The sequence below is a fragment of the Bradyrhizobium sp. CIAT3101 genome (assembly GCF_029714945.1).
Taxonomy (GTDB): domain Bacteria; phylum Pseudomonadota; class Alphaproteobacteria; order Rhizobiales; family Xanthobacteraceae; genus Bradyrhizobium.
Genome location: NZ_CP121634.1, coordinates 3,188,690 through 3,203,977, shown reverse-complemented (window position 1 = coordinate 3,203,977; position 15,288 = coordinate 3,188,690). Strand labels below are relative to the sequence as shown.

At 66.8% G+C, this 15,288-nt stretch carries 8 protein-coding genes; 1 reads left to right on the top strand and 7 read right to left on the bottom strand.

Annotated features, from left to right (window positions below; genetic code table 11):
• Positions 1–59 precede the first annotated feature (59 nt).
• A complete protein-coding gene (locus QA645_RS14925) occupies positions 60–5,783 on the top strand; it encodes a negative regulator of septation ring formation (RefSeq protein ID WP_254194527.1) in 5,724 nt (1,907 codons plus the stop codon).
• A 73-nt stretch (positions 5,784–5,856) separates the two neighbouring features.
• Here the strand turns inward: QA645_RS14925 and QA645_RS14920 are convergent, their stop codons facing one another.
• The 7 genes from QA645_RS14920 to QA645_RS14890 all read right to left on the bottom strand — a co-directional run bounded on the left by QA645_RS14920 (position 5,857) and on the right by QA645_RS14890 (position 15,212).
• Positions 5,857–6,510 carry a response regulator transcription factor gene (locus tag QA645_RS14920; protein ID WP_283051136.1) on the bottom strand — a complete coding sequence of 218 codons (654 nt, stop codon included), beginning with the start codon at positions 6,508–6,510 and terminating at the stop codon, positions 5,857–5,859.
• A complete protein-coding gene (locus tag QA645_RS14915; RefSeq protein WP_283051134.1) occupies positions 6,507–10,070 on the bottom strand; it encodes a PAS domain-containing hybrid sensor histidine kinase/response regulator in 3,564 nt (1,187 codons plus the stop codon). The genes QA645_RS14920 and QA645_RS14915 overlap by 4 nt, the downstream gene beginning before the upstream one ends.
• A gap of 198 nt (positions 10,071–10,268) precedes the next feature.
• Positions 10,269–11,759 (bottom strand): sodium:solute symporter, encoded by a 1,491-nt coding sequence (locus QA645_RS14910; RefSeq protein ID WP_254132640.1) that lies wholly within the window; start codon positions 11,757–11,759, stop codon positions 10,269–10,271.
• On the bottom strand, positions 11,749–11,925 hold the full coding sequence (locus tag QA645_RS14905) for a DUF3311 domain-containing protein (RefSeq protein WP_254132641.1): 177 nt from the start codon (positions 11,923–11,925) through the stop codon (positions 11,749–11,751). Before QA645_RS14905 ends, QA645_RS14910 begins: the two co-directional genes overlap by 11 nt.
• A gap of 470 nt (positions 11,926–12,395) precedes the next feature.
• A complete protein-coding gene (locus QA645_RS14900) occupies positions 12,396–13,277 on the bottom strand; it encodes an MlaD family protein (RefSeq protein ID WP_254132642.1) in 882 nt (293 codons plus the stop codon).
• 16 nt (positions 13,278–13,293) lie between these two features.
• Positions 13,294–14,076 (bottom strand): ABC transporter ATP-binding protein, encoded by a 783-nt coding sequence (locus QA645_RS14895; protein ID WP_254132643.1) that lies wholly within the window; start codon positions 14,074–14,076, stop codon positions 13,294–13,296.
• 2 nt (positions 14,077–14,078) lie between these two features.
• Positions 14,079–15,212 carry an ABC transporter permease gene (locus tag QA645_RS14890; RefSeq protein WP_254132644.1) on the bottom strand — a complete coding sequence of 378 codons (1,134 nt, stop codon included), beginning with the start codon at positions 15,210–15,212 and terminating at the stop codon, positions 14,079–14,081.
• Positions 15,213–15,288 lie beyond the last annotated feature (76 nt).

Genomic DNA, 15,288 nt, shown 5'->3' with positions numbered 1-15,288 from the left:
TGCGCAGCGCGCAGGGCTCGCGGGGGGACGCGTACAAGTAACGAGGGCTCGGACTGAACATGGCCAACACTCCCAAGAAGGTCAAAGACCCCACAGAAGTTGCGCTTTCTGCGATCCAGGAAGCCCTCAACATCAGCGACACGGCTGCCGACACCAGCCGCAACGCATCGATGCGCAACGAAACGGCGCCGCAGGTGGCGCCCCCGACACCTCCCGCGTTCGACGAGCCGACATTCGAGCCACGGCCGGCCGCCAACGAGCGCGCCGTGTTCGATCCGATCGAGGAACCGCGCGCCTCGCGCCGCGCCGCCAATGACGACCGCGAGACCATCGGCCAGCTGCTCCAGTCGCTGCAGACGGGCCGCCCTGCCCGCAACATCTACACCGGCGCGACCATCTTCACCGTCGTCTGGCTTGCGGCCTGCGCCGCGCTGACGGTCGGCTTCCTGCCCTCGATCCGGGCGGCCATGGGCGAGAGCGGCGGCGTGCTGGCGATCGCCGGCCTCGCCACGATGTTCTTTGCGCCGATCATGCTGTTCTACTTCCTCGCCAGCCTGGTCTGGCGCGGCCAGCAGATGAGCCAGGTCGCGCAGGCGATGGCGCAGGTCGCGATCCGATTCTCCGAGCCGGAAGGCTCTGCGTCCGATTCCATGGTCACCGTGGGTCAAGCCATCCGCCGCGAGGTCGCGGCGATGGGCGACGGCATCGAGCGCGCGATCGCGCGTGCCGGCGAGCTCGAGACGCTGGTCGCCAACGAGGTCGCCGCGCTCGAGCGCGCCTATTCCGACAACGAGGTGCGCATCCGCGCCCTGCTCCAGGACATCGCGCATCAGCGCGACAACCTGGTCGGCCAGGCCGAGCAGGTCCGCAGCGCCATTTCCGGCGTGCAGATCGACCTCCGCCACGACATCGCGCTGATCTCGGACGCGATCGCCTCGCGCGTCGACGAGGTCGCGAAATCCATCACCGGCGCGCTGGAAGAGCGCGGCGCCCACATCACCGGTGCGCTGAGCCACGCCGGCGACAACATGATCCTAGCGCTCGGCGAGCGTGGCGGCGACCTGCTCGACCGCCTCGAGGAAGCCAGCGCCGAGACCACCCGCGCAGTGCTCGACGCCAGCGAGCGGCTGACCACCAGCCTCAACTTCAAGACCGGCCACGTCCACGACGAGTTCGTCGACCTCGCCGACCGCGTCCACGAGATGCTGAACGAGCGCATCGACCGCATCACCGGCGAGTTCGAGCAGCGTTCGGCCGCGATCGTCGACGGCATCTCCGAGCGCACCGAGCAGGTGCATGACTCCTTGAAGAATTCGTCGGACTCGCTGCTGCTCGAGCTCGAGCTGCGCTCCAACGACCTCTCCGCCAAGATCGACGACGCCGGCAACCGCCTCGCCGGCCAGATCATGACCTCGGGCGACAAGGCGAGCGAGGCGCTCGACGCCACGGTCAACACCCTCGTCGCCAAGGTCGTCAGCCAGACCGAGACCGCGCACGACTCGCTGTCGCTGCAGATGAGCGCGTTCGACGAGTTGGTCAAGAACCAGGGTTCCGAGCTGGTCGAGAAGTTCGCCCGCGATTCCGGCACGCTGGGTGCCCTGATCACGCGCCACATCTCCGAGTTCGACCGCACCGTGAAGACCTTCGGCGGCGAGATCGTCGAACGCATGGGCCAGCGCACCCACGACATCCATGAGTCGCTGAAGACCTATGTCGAGAACTTCGACACCCGCTTCACCTCGAACGGCGGTGCGATCACGGCCGTGCTCGACCAGCGCCTGGTGCAGTTCGAGACCACGATCGGCGAACGCGTCACCAATCTCGACGCCTCGCTCAACGGCAAGATCACGAGCCTCGACGGCACGATCGAAGGCCACATCAGGACTTTCGACGAACAGCTCATCGGCCGCGTGGCCGCGCTCGAGGAGTCGTTCGACACCCGCGCCAAGTCCGTCACCGAAACCATCGACGGGCGTCTCAACACGCTCGCGATGTCGCTGACCGATGGTGCCGCCCAGGCGATCCAGTCGGTCGACACGCGCTTGACGCACCTCACGACGACACTCACGGGTGGCGCATCGCAGGCGCTCGAGTCCATCGACGCCCGCCTCACCCACCTCACGTCGACGCTGACCGACGGCGCCTCGCAGTCGATCCAGGCGATCGATACGCGGCTGACGCACCTCACGACGACGTTCAACAGCGGCGCATCGCAGGCGCTGGAGTCCGTCGACAGCCGCCTCACCTATCTGACGACCGCTTTGACCAACGGCGCCTCGCAGGCCGTGCAGTCGATCGACACCCGCCTCACCTTGCTGACCTCGACGCTCACGGACGGCACGGCGCAGGCGATCGAGGCGGTCGACCGCCGCATCACCGGCGTCGCCGACCTCATCGACGGCCGCAGCATGCACCTGACCGACACGGTCACGGCGCGCTTCCAGGACATCCACCAGGCGATCGAGACCAAGGTCGGTTCGGTTGCCAACGACATCGACGTCCGCGTGGCGCAGTTCGAAGACCTGCTCGGCTCGCGTGTCGAGGCCGTTGCCGGCCGCATCGAGAGCAGCGGCCGCCAGGCCAGCGAGGACATGATGTCCCGCGCCGAGATGATCTCGACCGCGATCCGCTCGCATGTCGAGGACGCCGAGCGCTCGCTCACCAACCTGGTCGTCAACACCAGCGAGACGATCCAGACCGGTGCGCGCACCGCCCAGCAGTCGCTGATGACGGTCTCCTCCGACGTCAACGCCCAGCTCAAGATGACCTCCGCCGAGGTCGAGCGCGCGCTGACCGCGGTCGGCACCGGCGCTGCGAACTCGATCCTGACCAGCGCCCGCGAGGCGCAGTCCTCCCTGGTCGCGGCCTCGGGCGATGCCTCCAACCAGATCAAGGGGCTCGCCGCCGACGTCGAACGCACGCTGTCCGCAGCCGGCTCGGCCACCGCGGCCTCGATCCTGGCCGGCGCCCGCGAGGTACAGACCACGCTCGTCACCGCCTCGTCGGATGCCGCCAACCAGGTCAAGACGCTCACTGCCGACGTGCAGCGCTCGCTGTCGCTCGCCGGCACCAGCACGGCTGAATCGATCACGGCCGGCGCCCGCGATGCGCAGGGCACGCTGATCGCGGCCTCGACCGAGACCGCCAACCAGATCAAGGCGCTGTCCTCCGACGTCCAGCGCTCGCTCTCGATGGCGGGCACCTCGACGGCCGAGAGCATCATGACCGGCGCGCGCGAAGCGCAGAGCACGCTGGTCAACGCGTCCTCGGATGCTGCGAGCCAGGTCAAGTCGCTCGCGGCCGAAGTGCATCGCTCGCTCTCGCAGGTCGGCCAGTCCACCGCCGAGACGATCACGGCGAGCGCCCGCGACGCCCAGAGCACCCTTCTTGCTGTCTCGGCAGAACAAACCGGCCAGGTCCGTTCGCTCGCAGCCGAGATGCAGCGCGCGCTGGCGACCGCCGGCGGCGCCACCATCGAGGCACTCACCAGCGGCGTGCGCGAGGCCCAGGGCACGCTGATCACCGCGTCGACCGATGCAGCGACCCAGATCAAGTCGCTGACGACCGACATCGAGCGCACGCTGACCGCTGTCGGTGCCGACACCGCCTCGACCATCCTCAGCAGCGCACGCGAGGCCCAGACCTCGCTGACCTCGACCTCGGCGGATGCCGCAAGCCAGATCCGCACGATCTCGACCGAGATCGAGCGCGCGCTGAGCACGGCGACCGCGAACGCGACCAACGACATCCAGACCAGCGCGCTCAACGCCCAGAATGCGCTGATCAACGCCTCCAACGAGGCGAGCTCGCGGGTCAAGTCGAGCTCGGCCGACGTCGAGCGCTCGGTGCTCTCCGCCTCGAGCAGCTTCGGCCAGGCCATGACCGGCAAGACCGACGAGATCGTCACCTACGTGCAGCAGCAGGCTGACCGCCTCTCGAACATGATCGACGCCAAGCGCGGCTCGCTCGTGGATGCGATCGGCTCGAAGACCAGCCAGCTCACGCTCGACATCGACCGCGTCACCTCCGACGCGCTGAAGTCGATCGAGACGCGCGGCACGGCATTCTCGCAGACCATGATGGGCAACGGCAATGAAGTCGCGCGCACCATCAACGCGGCGAGCGAGATCGCGACCAGCGCGGTCGGCCGGTCGCTGAAGGACCTCGAGACGGCCTCGCGTGCGGCGATCGACCAGTCGCGCCAGGTGTCGATTGCGGCCGTCACCGAGATGCAGGAGACCAGCAAGATCCTGCGCACCGACACGGTCGCCCTGTTCGAGCGTCTGCGCGAAGGCAACATCCTCCTCCAGGAGGTGCTGACCGGTGCACACGACAACCTCAACTCGCTCGAGCGGGCGCTGGTGACGCGCGTCGCCGACTTCGTCTCGGCGATGAACGACGTCACCTCGCGCAACGGCGCGGCGACCCAGAACCTGGAAGACCAGCTCAACGTCTTCAACACGAAGACCACGCGGGCACTGCAGGATCTCGGCGAGCTGTCGACCCAGTTCGACGCGCACGGCAAGGCGCTCGTCGATGCCGCGCAGGTCGTCGAGCAGAGCAACAAGAACACCACCGCCTCGCTTGCCGAACGCAAGGCGGCGCTGGAATCGCTGGTCACCACCATCGACCTGCGCACCGCCGATCTCGACCAGCGCCTGTCGCGCTTCACCGGGCTGCTCGATGAGTCGCTCGCTGCAGCCGAAGAGCGTGCCCGCGACATCGCCCGCGTGGTCGCGGAGACCGCCGGCGCAGGTTCGGCCGCGATCACCCGCCAGTTCGAGGCGGTGCGGTCGGCGTCCGAAGAAGAGCACCGCCAGACCATCGAGGCCATGCACGACATCTACCGCACGACCACCGACGAAGCGGATGCGATGTTCAAGCAGTCGACGGAGAAGTTCGGCAACCTCGTCTCCAGCATGAAGCAGATGGCGTTCGAGATGCACAACGAGCTCGAGGCCACCCGCAACGAGCTGCGCCGTGGCGTCCTCGAGATGCCGCAGGAGGCCGCCGAGAGCACGGCGCAGATGCGCAAGGTGATCGTCGACCAGATCGAGGCGCTCGCCGAGCTCAACCGCATCGTGGCCCAGCATGGCCGCGGCCTCGACGTCACCACGGCGGGCCGCGCTTCCGTCGCCGTCCAGCGCCAGGAAGAGCCGGTGATGGCAAGCACGGGCGGTCGTGGCACCGAGACGCGCATGCGCGACACCGGCAGCGCCTCGACGCTGCCGCCACCGGACCTCGGCATGCCGGCCTCCTCGCGTCGCACCGAGGCTCCGTCGGTTGCCCCCGGCAGCAACGGCAACGACCCGGGCCGCGACGGCTGGCTGTCGGACCTGTTGAACCGCACCGACGCCAATCAGCCTGCTCCGGCCGGTCGTGAGGCCCCGCGCGGCCGCCAGACTGCTGCACCCGCTCCGCAGCCGCAGGCCCCGCAGAGCAACGGCAATCCGCTGGAATCGCTGTCGCTCGACATCGGCCGGCTGATGGACCGCAACCTCGCCTCCGAGATGTGGGATCGCTACCAGCGCGGCGAGAACAAGGCCTTCACCAAGCGCCTGTACACGCCCGCCGGCCAGAAGGCATTCGACGAGGTCGCCCGCAAGTATCGCGCCGACCGCAACTTCAAGGGCACGGTCGACCGCTATATCAGCGAGTTCGAACGCCTGCTCGACGAAGTCGCCCGCGACGGCCGCGGCCCGCAGGAACTGCGCAGCCACCTGACCTCGGAGACGGGCCTGGTGTACACGCTGCTCGCGCATGCGGCGGGGCGGCTGGGGTAAGGCGCGTCACGACAGCGCACAGGAATGAAAACGGAGGCCTCACGGCCTCCGTTTTGTTTTTGACCTGGAGACGTCAGGTTCCCCCGGGCTGCCCGAACGACAGCCGCTCGGCCAGAACGGCGGCCTGGGTCCGCGAGCCGACACCGAGCTTGCGCAGGATCGTCGAGACATGCCCTTTCACGGTCTGCTCGGCGATGTCGAGCTCGCCGGCGATCTGCTTGTTGAGCTTGCCCTCGACAATCATCGCGAGAATGCGCAGCTGCTGCACCGACAGCGAGGCCATGCGTGCGGCAAGCTCGACATCGGCGCTCTGGATCGAGCCACGGCCGCCGGCATTCGGCGGCATCCAGATTTCGCCGGCGAGGATCTTCGTGATCGCATCCGCCATCTCGGGCAGGCCGAGCGATTTCGGGATGTAGCCGGATGCGCCATAGGCGATGGCGCGGCGGATCGTGGCGGCGTCCTGCCGCGCCGAGATGATCGCAACCGGCACCGTCGGGAACTGCGCCGACAGAATGAACAGCGCGGCAAATCCCTGGATCCCCGGCATCGTCAGGTCCCACAGGATGAGGTCGATCTCGTCCGACTGGGCCGAGAGCACGCCCACCGCCTCGTCAAGCGACTGGCAGGCGATGATGTCGAGATCGGGCAGCACGGTCGACAGCGCGCTGCGCAAGGCGGCCTGCACAAGCGGATGATCATCGCCGATAAGGATGCGCATGGTCACGCCGAGGCGGCTCCCTGTTTCGTCCCGAACGGCCGGCTCAGGGCTTCGTTGCCGAGGAAGCGCCGCAACGCCGCCGGCTTGACCGGCTTCGACAGGACCTCGCAGCCGCGCGCTCTCGCCGCTGCGCGCACGGCCTCGCTGCGATCTCCGGTGACGACGAGCGCGCAGATGCCGCGTCCCGACTTCTGCCCGAGATCGTCGAGAAAGTCCAAGCCGGTGCGCTCCCCGTCGAGATGATAGTCGACCAGCACGACGTCGGGCGGGCTTGCCGCAGCCACAGCCATCGCGCTGGCGGCATTGGTGGCGACCAGCACGCGATGGCCCCAGCCGCCGAGCAGCGCCGTCAGGCCGTCGAGGATCGTCGCATCATTGTCGAGACACAGGATCGTCAGCGGCCGCTCCGCCACCGCCGGTGCCGCTGTCGCCGCCTTGCGCTGGAGCGGCGTTCCCGGTCCAGGCGCCAGCGGCACCGTGACGGCAAAGCATGAGCCCTGTCCCGGGCGCGAACGGACATCGACGCGATGTCCCAGCAGCCGCGAAACGCGATCGACGATCGCGAGCCCCAGGCCGAGCCCCTTCTCCGATCCAGGCGCGAGGCGCTGGAACTCCTCGAAGATGCGCTTCTGATCCGCCGTGGCGATGCCGATGCCGGTATCCCAGACCTCGATGCGCAGATCGCCGCCGTGGCGCCGGCAACCGAGCAGGATGCGTCCCCTGGATGTCTCCTTGGGCGTGTAGCGCAGCGCATTCGACAGCAGGTTCTGCAATATCCGCCGCAGGAGATGCGGATCGCTTCGCACCGCGCGGTGACAATCGACGACGCGGAAGACCAGTCCGCGCTCGCGCGCCATCGCGGAAAATTCCACGTTCAACTGCACGAGGAGATCCGCGATCGGAAAGTCGAACGGCTCGGCGCGGACGGCGCCGGCATCATAGGAGGAGATGTCGAGCAGCCTGTCCAGCACGTGCTCGGTCGAGCGTAGCGCCGTGATGGCGCTGCCTGCCAGGGTGCGCTCCTTCTCGGCCGCGCCGGCTTGCGAGGACGCATGCAGGCTCTCGTCGAGCGCCGACAGGAACAGGCGCGCCGCGTTCAGCGGCTGCAGCAGATCGTGGCTCGCCGCCGCCAGGAAGCGGGTCTTGCCGAGATTGGCCTGCTCGGCCTCCGCCTTCGCCTGCTCGAGTGCCTCGGTCCGCTCACGGACGCGCAGCTCGAGGTCCTCGTTGGCGTGCCGCAGGGCTTCCGCGGCGCGGTGACGCTCGGTCACGTCGGTGTAGGTCGAGACGTAGCCGCCCTCGGCAGCGCGATCGTAGACGATCTCGAGCACGGTGCCGTCCGGCCGCTTGCGCTCGTAAAGATAAGGCCAGCTCTGCGTGGCGACGTCACGATTGACCAGGAGCGCGGCGAATTCGGACGCGGCATATTCGCCGCGCTCGACGTTGAAGGCAATGAGCTCCGCGAGCGAAAGGCCGACGCGCACGAAATCCGGTGGCAGGTCGAGCAGCGCGATGAACCGCCCGTTCCACGCCGTGATGTTGAAATCGGCGTCGAAGGCGCAGATGCCCTGCGGCACGCTCTCGAGCGTGCTCTGCAGCAGGCTGCGGTTGAAGCGCAGGGCCTCCGAGGCCTCGTCCAGCATCGCCATCGCCGCCCGGCGCGACAGCGAATGCCCCTCCAGCGAGGCCGCGATCACCACGCGCGCCGAGGCCGCGCCGATCGCCCCGGCGAGAAGATTCTCGGTGAAGCGGATCGAGTCGAGATCGACCAGGCCCGATGGATCGAGGCGCGGCCCCGTGCCCGACATGCGCGCCGCGAGATAGCCGTCGAAGGCTGCTGCGCCGCGCTCGGCACCGACAAAGCGCCGCGCGAGCGCACGAAGATCGTCGAGCCGGATCACCACGCGTGAGGACAGTTTTGGCACCGTCTCGCGGACGACACCATCGGCAAACGCCGCGGCCTGGTTGCGCTCGACGGTGGTTTGCCGCCCCAGCACCGAGAACACCAGGAAGCAGGCGAGGTTGGCGGCCAGGCTCCACAGCGTCGCATGCGAGATCGGATCGAGCCCTTCGAGGCCGAACAGCGCGTTCGGCTTGAGGAACGCGAGCTGCCACGGGCCGGTGCGAACGATCTCCTCGAAGGCGGGCCATAGCGGTGCGGCCGAGGGAAGCAGCAGCGTATAGGCCCAGATGAAAAATCCGGCCGCGATCCCGACCGAGGCGCCGATCTTGTTGGCACGCTGCCAGAACAGGCCTCCGACGAACGCCGGACCGAATTGCGCGACCGCAACGAACGACAGCAGGCCGATCACGGTGAGCGGATAGGCCTGGTTGACCAGGCGGTGCATCAGATAGGCCAGCAGCAGGATGCCGAGAATCGAGAGCCTGCGCACCGTCATCAGCACCGAGGTCACCGGCCGGCTTTGCGCGCGCAGACCGAAAAAGCGCGAGCGCAGCAGCAGCGGCATGATGACGTCGTTGCAGAGCATGGTGCTCAGCGCGACGGAGGTCATGATGACCATGCCGGTGGCAGCCGACAGTCCGCCCAGAAAGGCGATCAGGCTGACCGTGCCGGCATTCGCGGCAATCGGCAACGAGATCACGTAAGTGTCGGGGTCCATCATCGCACCGAACCTCGTCAATCCGGCGGCAGCGATCGGCAGGATCAGCAGGCTGAACAGCGCGAGATAGGTCGGGTAGAGCCACGCTGCGGTGCGCGTGTGGCCCGGGCTCTCGTTCTCGACAACGGCGACGTGGAACGCCTGCGGCAGGCAGAGGAAGGCGATCGCCGAGATGATGATCGTCGTAGGCCAGACCGGCTGCGCGGGATCGAAGGTCAGGATATTGGCCAATTGCGGATCCGAGGCGAACTGCGACACCAGCGCGGCCGGTCCACCGGACAGACCGAACAGCACGAACAGCGCGACAACGAGGAATGCGACCAGCTTGACCACGCTCTCGAACGCGATCGCGAGCATCAACCCGCGATGATGCTCGCTGGCGTGGACATGCCGGACGCCGAACACGATCGCGAAGAGCGCCATCGACGCGGCGACGCCGAATGCGGAGTCCTGCCAGAACCGCAGCGCCTCGCCGCCCGCGCGCTCGGGCTGGAGGATCAGGTAGTCGAAACTCTTGCCGACGGCCTTGAGCTGAAGCGCGATATAGGGAAGCACGCCAAGCAGCGAAGCGAGCGTCACGAAAGCCGCAAGCACCTGGCTCTTGCCATAGCGCGCGGCGATGAAGTCCGCGATCGAGGTGACGTTCTGGGCTTTCGCGATCGCGATCACCTTGGACAGCAGCGGCTGGCCAAACAGCAGCACGAGTGTCGGACCGATATAGATGGTGGCGAAGTCCAGCCCGCTCGTGGCGGCACGACCGACCGATCCGTAGAAGCTCCACGAGGTGTTGTAGACCGCAAGCGTCAGGCAGTAGCTGACGGCCGCCGCCCCGGATCTTGGCGAGACCAGCGGTCCGTCCACGCTCCGCCGATCGCCCCACCAGGCAATCAGGAACAGCGTGGTCACGTAGCCAGCCGCGACCGCGAGAACGAACCACGCCTGCAAGACATCCTCACTCGAGATCTATCCGCGCACCCGTGGACGGGTCCGGAACGCGGGCGGATACTAGAGCGTTTTCCAGCGAAGTGGACACCGGTGCGCGTAAAGAAAACGCGTCAAAACAACAATCTGGAGCTTTCAATTGCGTGGAAGGCACGCTTGGGATTGGCGGCCGGGTGTCCGGCCGCCAATCAAGGCATGCGGTCAGGCCGCCTCGCGCGACACCCGGGCCTGCGGCAGGCCCTTGAGCACGAGGTTGACCACGACGGCGACCACGATGTTGAGCGCGAGCGCCAGCACCCCGGTGTAGATCGCGACCTTGCCGGCACCGAAGTCGATGCCGTGCAACGGCTTCAGCCCGTCCGACCAGGCCAGCCACGATCCGCCTGCGAGGCCGACGGCCCAGCCGGCCAGCAGCGCAGTGCTCGAGAACCAGTTCAGATAGAGGCCGAACACCAGTGCCGGCAGCGTCTGCAGGATCCAGAGGCCCCCAAGCAGCTGCAGGTCGAGCGCAAACTGTGTCGGCATCAGCAGGATGGCGAGCAGCGCGCCGACCTTCACCAGCATGGAGGTGATCTTGGCGACCTTGGCCTCGCCTGCCGGCGTCACCTTCGGATCGATCCACACCTTCCAGAAATTGCGGGTGAACAGATTGGCCGCACCGATGCTCATGACCGCCGCCGGCACCAGCGCGCCGATCGCGATCGCCGCGAACGCAAAGCCTGCGAACCAGCTCGGGAACAGCGTCTTGAACAGCTCCGGCACGACGTCGTTGTTGCTCGCGAGCTTGAGCCCCGCCGCATGGCCCATGTAGCCCAAGAGCGCGAGCAGGCCGAGCAGCAGCGTGTAGGCCGGAAGCAGCATCGCATTCTTGCGAATGGTGTTGCCGCCGGAGGACGCGAAGATGCCGGTCAGCGTGTGCGGATACATGAAAGCGGCGAGTGCCGAGCCCAGCGCCAGCGTGGCGTAGGGCACGATCTGCGCCGGCGCCAGCAGGATGCCGCCCGAGCCTTTCGCCGCGAATGCGGCATCGGCCGCCGTGAAGATCGCGCCGTAGCCGCCGAGCTTGGACGGCACGATCGCGATCGCGGCGATCACCACGATGTAGATCATAATGTCCTTGACGAAGGCGATCAGCGCCGGGGCGCGCAGGCCCGACGAATAGGTGTAGAGCGCCAGCACCAGGAACGCGAGAACGAGCGGTACCTCGCCGGTCAGCCCCAGCGCCTTGATCGCCACTTCCATGCCGATCAGCTGAAGCGCGATGTAGGGCATCGTCGCCAGCACGCCGGTTGCGGCAACGGCAAGCTCGAGGCCACGTGAACCGTAAGCGCCGCGCACGACGTCGCCTGCGGTAACATAGCCGCGCTCCTTGGCGACCTTCCACAACACCGGCATCACCGCGAACACGAAGGGATAGACGATGATGGTGTAGGGCAGCGCGAAGAATCCGTAGGCGCCGACGGCGTAGACCAGCGCCGGCACGGCGATCACGGTGTAGGCGGTGTAGAAGTCGCCGCCGACCAGGAACCAGGTGATCCAGGTCCCGAACTTGCGGCCGCCGAGGCCCCACTCGTCGAGATGAGCGAGCGTCTCCGGCTTGCGCCAGCGCGAGGCGACGAAGCCCATGCCGGTGACGAGGATGAACAGAGCGAGGAATACGGCAAAGGCCGCGCTATCGACATTAGTCAGCACGGCGCACGCTCCTGTAGACGATGTAGGTGAGCAGCGAGGTCAACGGCACCCAGGCGAGCTGGTACCAGTAGAAAAATGGGAAGCCGAACAGAAGCGGCTCCCGGACGTTGTAGAACGGCACGATCATCAGGCCGATGAACGGCAACAACAGCAACAGACGTATCACGCTCTCTCCTCCCCTGTGATTGAAGTCGACGCGCTTTTCGTGAAGCGCACCTTGAGCGCGATATAGCTGACATCGCCCGCCAGCCCCTCCCCCTACCTTGGCTCGGCCGGACCCCCATACTTTCGTATCGCTGCCCGGGTTGGAGCGGAGATCGCGAATAGCGAGTGGCGAATGGAGACGGAGGCCTTGCGGTCTCAGCCTTTGTTCGAGCTTGTCATTGCGAGGAACAATCGTAGCTCGCATGGAGCGGAATGCTGGAAAGGTCTCGGATTGTGCTCCGCTCCAATCTCTCACCGTCACCCTGAGGTGCGCGCTCAGCGGCGCAACCGCGCCGCTGAGTAAGCCTCGAAGGGCGACGGCCCGGCTGCATCGGGGCCGCGCATCCTTCGAGGCTCGCTACGCTCGCACCTCAGGATGACGGGACCAATAGCGAAGTCGACACGACGAGGAGTGGCCCGTGGACTACACGCCTACTGCCGCCTGCCGCTCGCGGCCGGTGCCGGCTTCGGCGCCTCGGCCGGCGGGGGCGCTGCTGCCGGTGCGCTGTTGCTGGCGCCGAACAGCACCCGGGTCGGGTTGCGGTCAAAATTGTTCACCGCGCGGCTGATGTCGCCGAGCGTGCGGCGGCCGTCGGTCATCAGTGCACCGGAGCGCTTGTCGAAATCCTCGGCGAGCTCGCGGATCGACTTGACGGTCAGGAACAGCTCGCCGCCGTCCTTGCCGCCGGCGAGCGTGTTGAGACCGAGCATGAGGTTGTCGGCCTTCAACATCACGCCATCGACCTTGGCCATCACGCCGTCGATCTTCTCGGAGTTGCGGGCGAGCGAGTTGGTGAAGGTCTCGAGGTTCTTCAGCGAGTTCTTCACCGACTCCTGGTTGTCGGCGACGATCTTGTTGATGTTCTGCAGCGTGCCGCGGATCGCCTCGGTGACGTCCTGGAGCTTGTTGGGATCGGCCGTCAGCGTCGGGATGCCGTCTTCGTCGAGCGGCGGCGGCGGCGCCGCATCCTCGCCGCCCTTGAGCGAGATCGCGGCAACGCCGGTCAGGCCCTGGAATTCGAGGCCCACGAGGGTGTCCTTGCGAAGCGGCGTGTTGTTCTCGATCATGGCGAGTGCGACAACCCGCCTCGGATTGTCGAGCTTCACCGAGACCACTTCACCTACCCGGATACCGTTGAAGTTGACGCTGCCGCCGTTGCGCAGGCCCGCGGCCGGGCCCTCGAACACGACGCGGAAGGGGCTGCGCTGCTTGGTGGTGTGCAGCGACTGGAACCACAGCACGAAGCCGATCGCAGCCGCGAGCACCGCCAGCGTGAAGGATCCGATCAATACGTAGTTCGCCCGCGTTTCCATCAGCTGCTCCGGCACCTCAAGTCACGACCGCGCGGGCGCGCTTGCCATGGAAATACTGCCTCAGCCAGGGATGCTGCGAGGCCTGCATGTCGGCGATCGACCCTGCAGCAATGATCTTACCGTTCCCTAAAACGGCGATCCGATCGCAAGCCGTGTAAAGGCTGTCGAGATCGTGGGTTACCATGAAAACGGTCAGCCCCAAAGTCCGCTGCAGCGTCCTGACCAGATCGTCGAAATCACCGGCGCCGATCGGATCGAGGCCCGAGGTCGGCTCGTCCAGGAACACGAGATCGGGATCGAGCGACAGCGCGCGGGCCAGTGCGACGCGCTTGATCATGCCGCCGGACAGCTCCGAGGGAAAGCGCTCGGCCACTTCCGGCTTGAGACCGACCATGGCGAGCTTGGCCATGGTGATCTCGTCCATCAGCCGCTGCGACACGCGAAGATATTCGCGCATCGGAAACTGGATGTTCTGCCGCACCGTGAGCGAGGAAAACAGCGCGCCCTGCTGGAACAGCACGCCCCAGCGCCGCTCGACGTTACGGCGCTGCGACGTGTTTGAGGAATCGAGGTCGACGCCGAACACTTCGATGGAGCCCGCGACCTTCGGGACGAGACCGATGATGGTCCGTGTCAGCACCGATTTGCCCGCGCCCGACGGCCCGACAAATCCCAAAATCTCACCGCGCTTGACGTCGAGGTTGAGGCCGTCGAGCACCCGCGTCGCGCCGAACTGTACGGTGATGTCGCGGACGCGGATGATGGGGTCTTGAATCGCGTTTTGAGTTTCTTGCGCCATCGTCACATTCCGATCGAGGCGAAGAAGATGGCGAACACGCCGTCCATCACGATGACGAAGAAGATGCCCTTCACCACCGAGGCGGTCGTGTGCTGTCCGAGCGATTCCGCGCTGCCCTGCACGGCGAGGCCCTCGACGCAGGCGACGATGCCGATCACCGCGGCCATGACGGGCGCTTTCACGATGCCGACGATGAAATGATCGATCGAGATGGCGTCGCGCAGCCGCAAAAGAAACGCCTCCGGATCGACGCCGCCATAGAGCCAGGCGACGAGCCCGCCGCCATAGAGCGCAGCCATGGCGCCGAGGAAGGCGAGGATCGGCAGCGCCAGCACCAGCGCCAGCATGCGCGGCAGCACCAGCACCTCGATCGGGTCGAACCCCATGGTGCGCAGCGCGTCGATCTCCTCGCGCATCTTCATCGAGCCGAGCTCGGCGGTGTAGGCACTGCCCGAGCGGCCAGCGACCATGATCGCGACCAGCAGCACGCCGATCTCGCGCAACACCAGCACGCCGAGCATGTCGACGACGAAGATGTCGGCGCCGAAGCGGCGGAAATGGAAAATGCCCTGCTGGGCGATGATGCAGCCGATCAGGAACGTGATCAGCACGATGATCGGCACCGCACGCCAGCAGACCTGCTCCATGTGATGCACGGTCGAGGTCAGGCGAAACGAGCGCGGATGAATCAGCACATGCGCGACCGCGGCGAGCACCGCGCCGAGCATGTCGATCAGGCTCGCGATGGTGCCGCCGACGCCGGCGACGGCGCGGCCGATCTGCTCCAGCATGCCCGAGATCGTGATCGTGCTGCTGTCGACCACCGGGGTTGCGCGGACCCGGCGCACCTCGTCCACGAGGCTCGAATAATTCGCCGACAGCCCGGCGATCTGCGCCTCGACGGCGCCCTGGGTCAGGCTGCGGCGCAGCCGCTCGATCAGCCACGCACCGAAGGTGTCGAGCTTGGCGACCTCGGAGACGTCGATGAAGATGCTTTGGGAGCTGCCGGCGAGCTTCTCGGCGTCGGCCACCATCCGCTCCAGCACCGGCGCGAAGCTCGCGGTCCAGGTTCCGGTGGCGCAGAGGGCCAGCGCGTTGCCTTTGGCTATCCGTTCCAGCTTCGGATCGCCGTTCAAGATATCCGCTCCCGTGCCGGGGCGGAGGAAATCAGATAGTTGCGCACGCGCCCTTACCCAGAAAAGGTATCCCCAA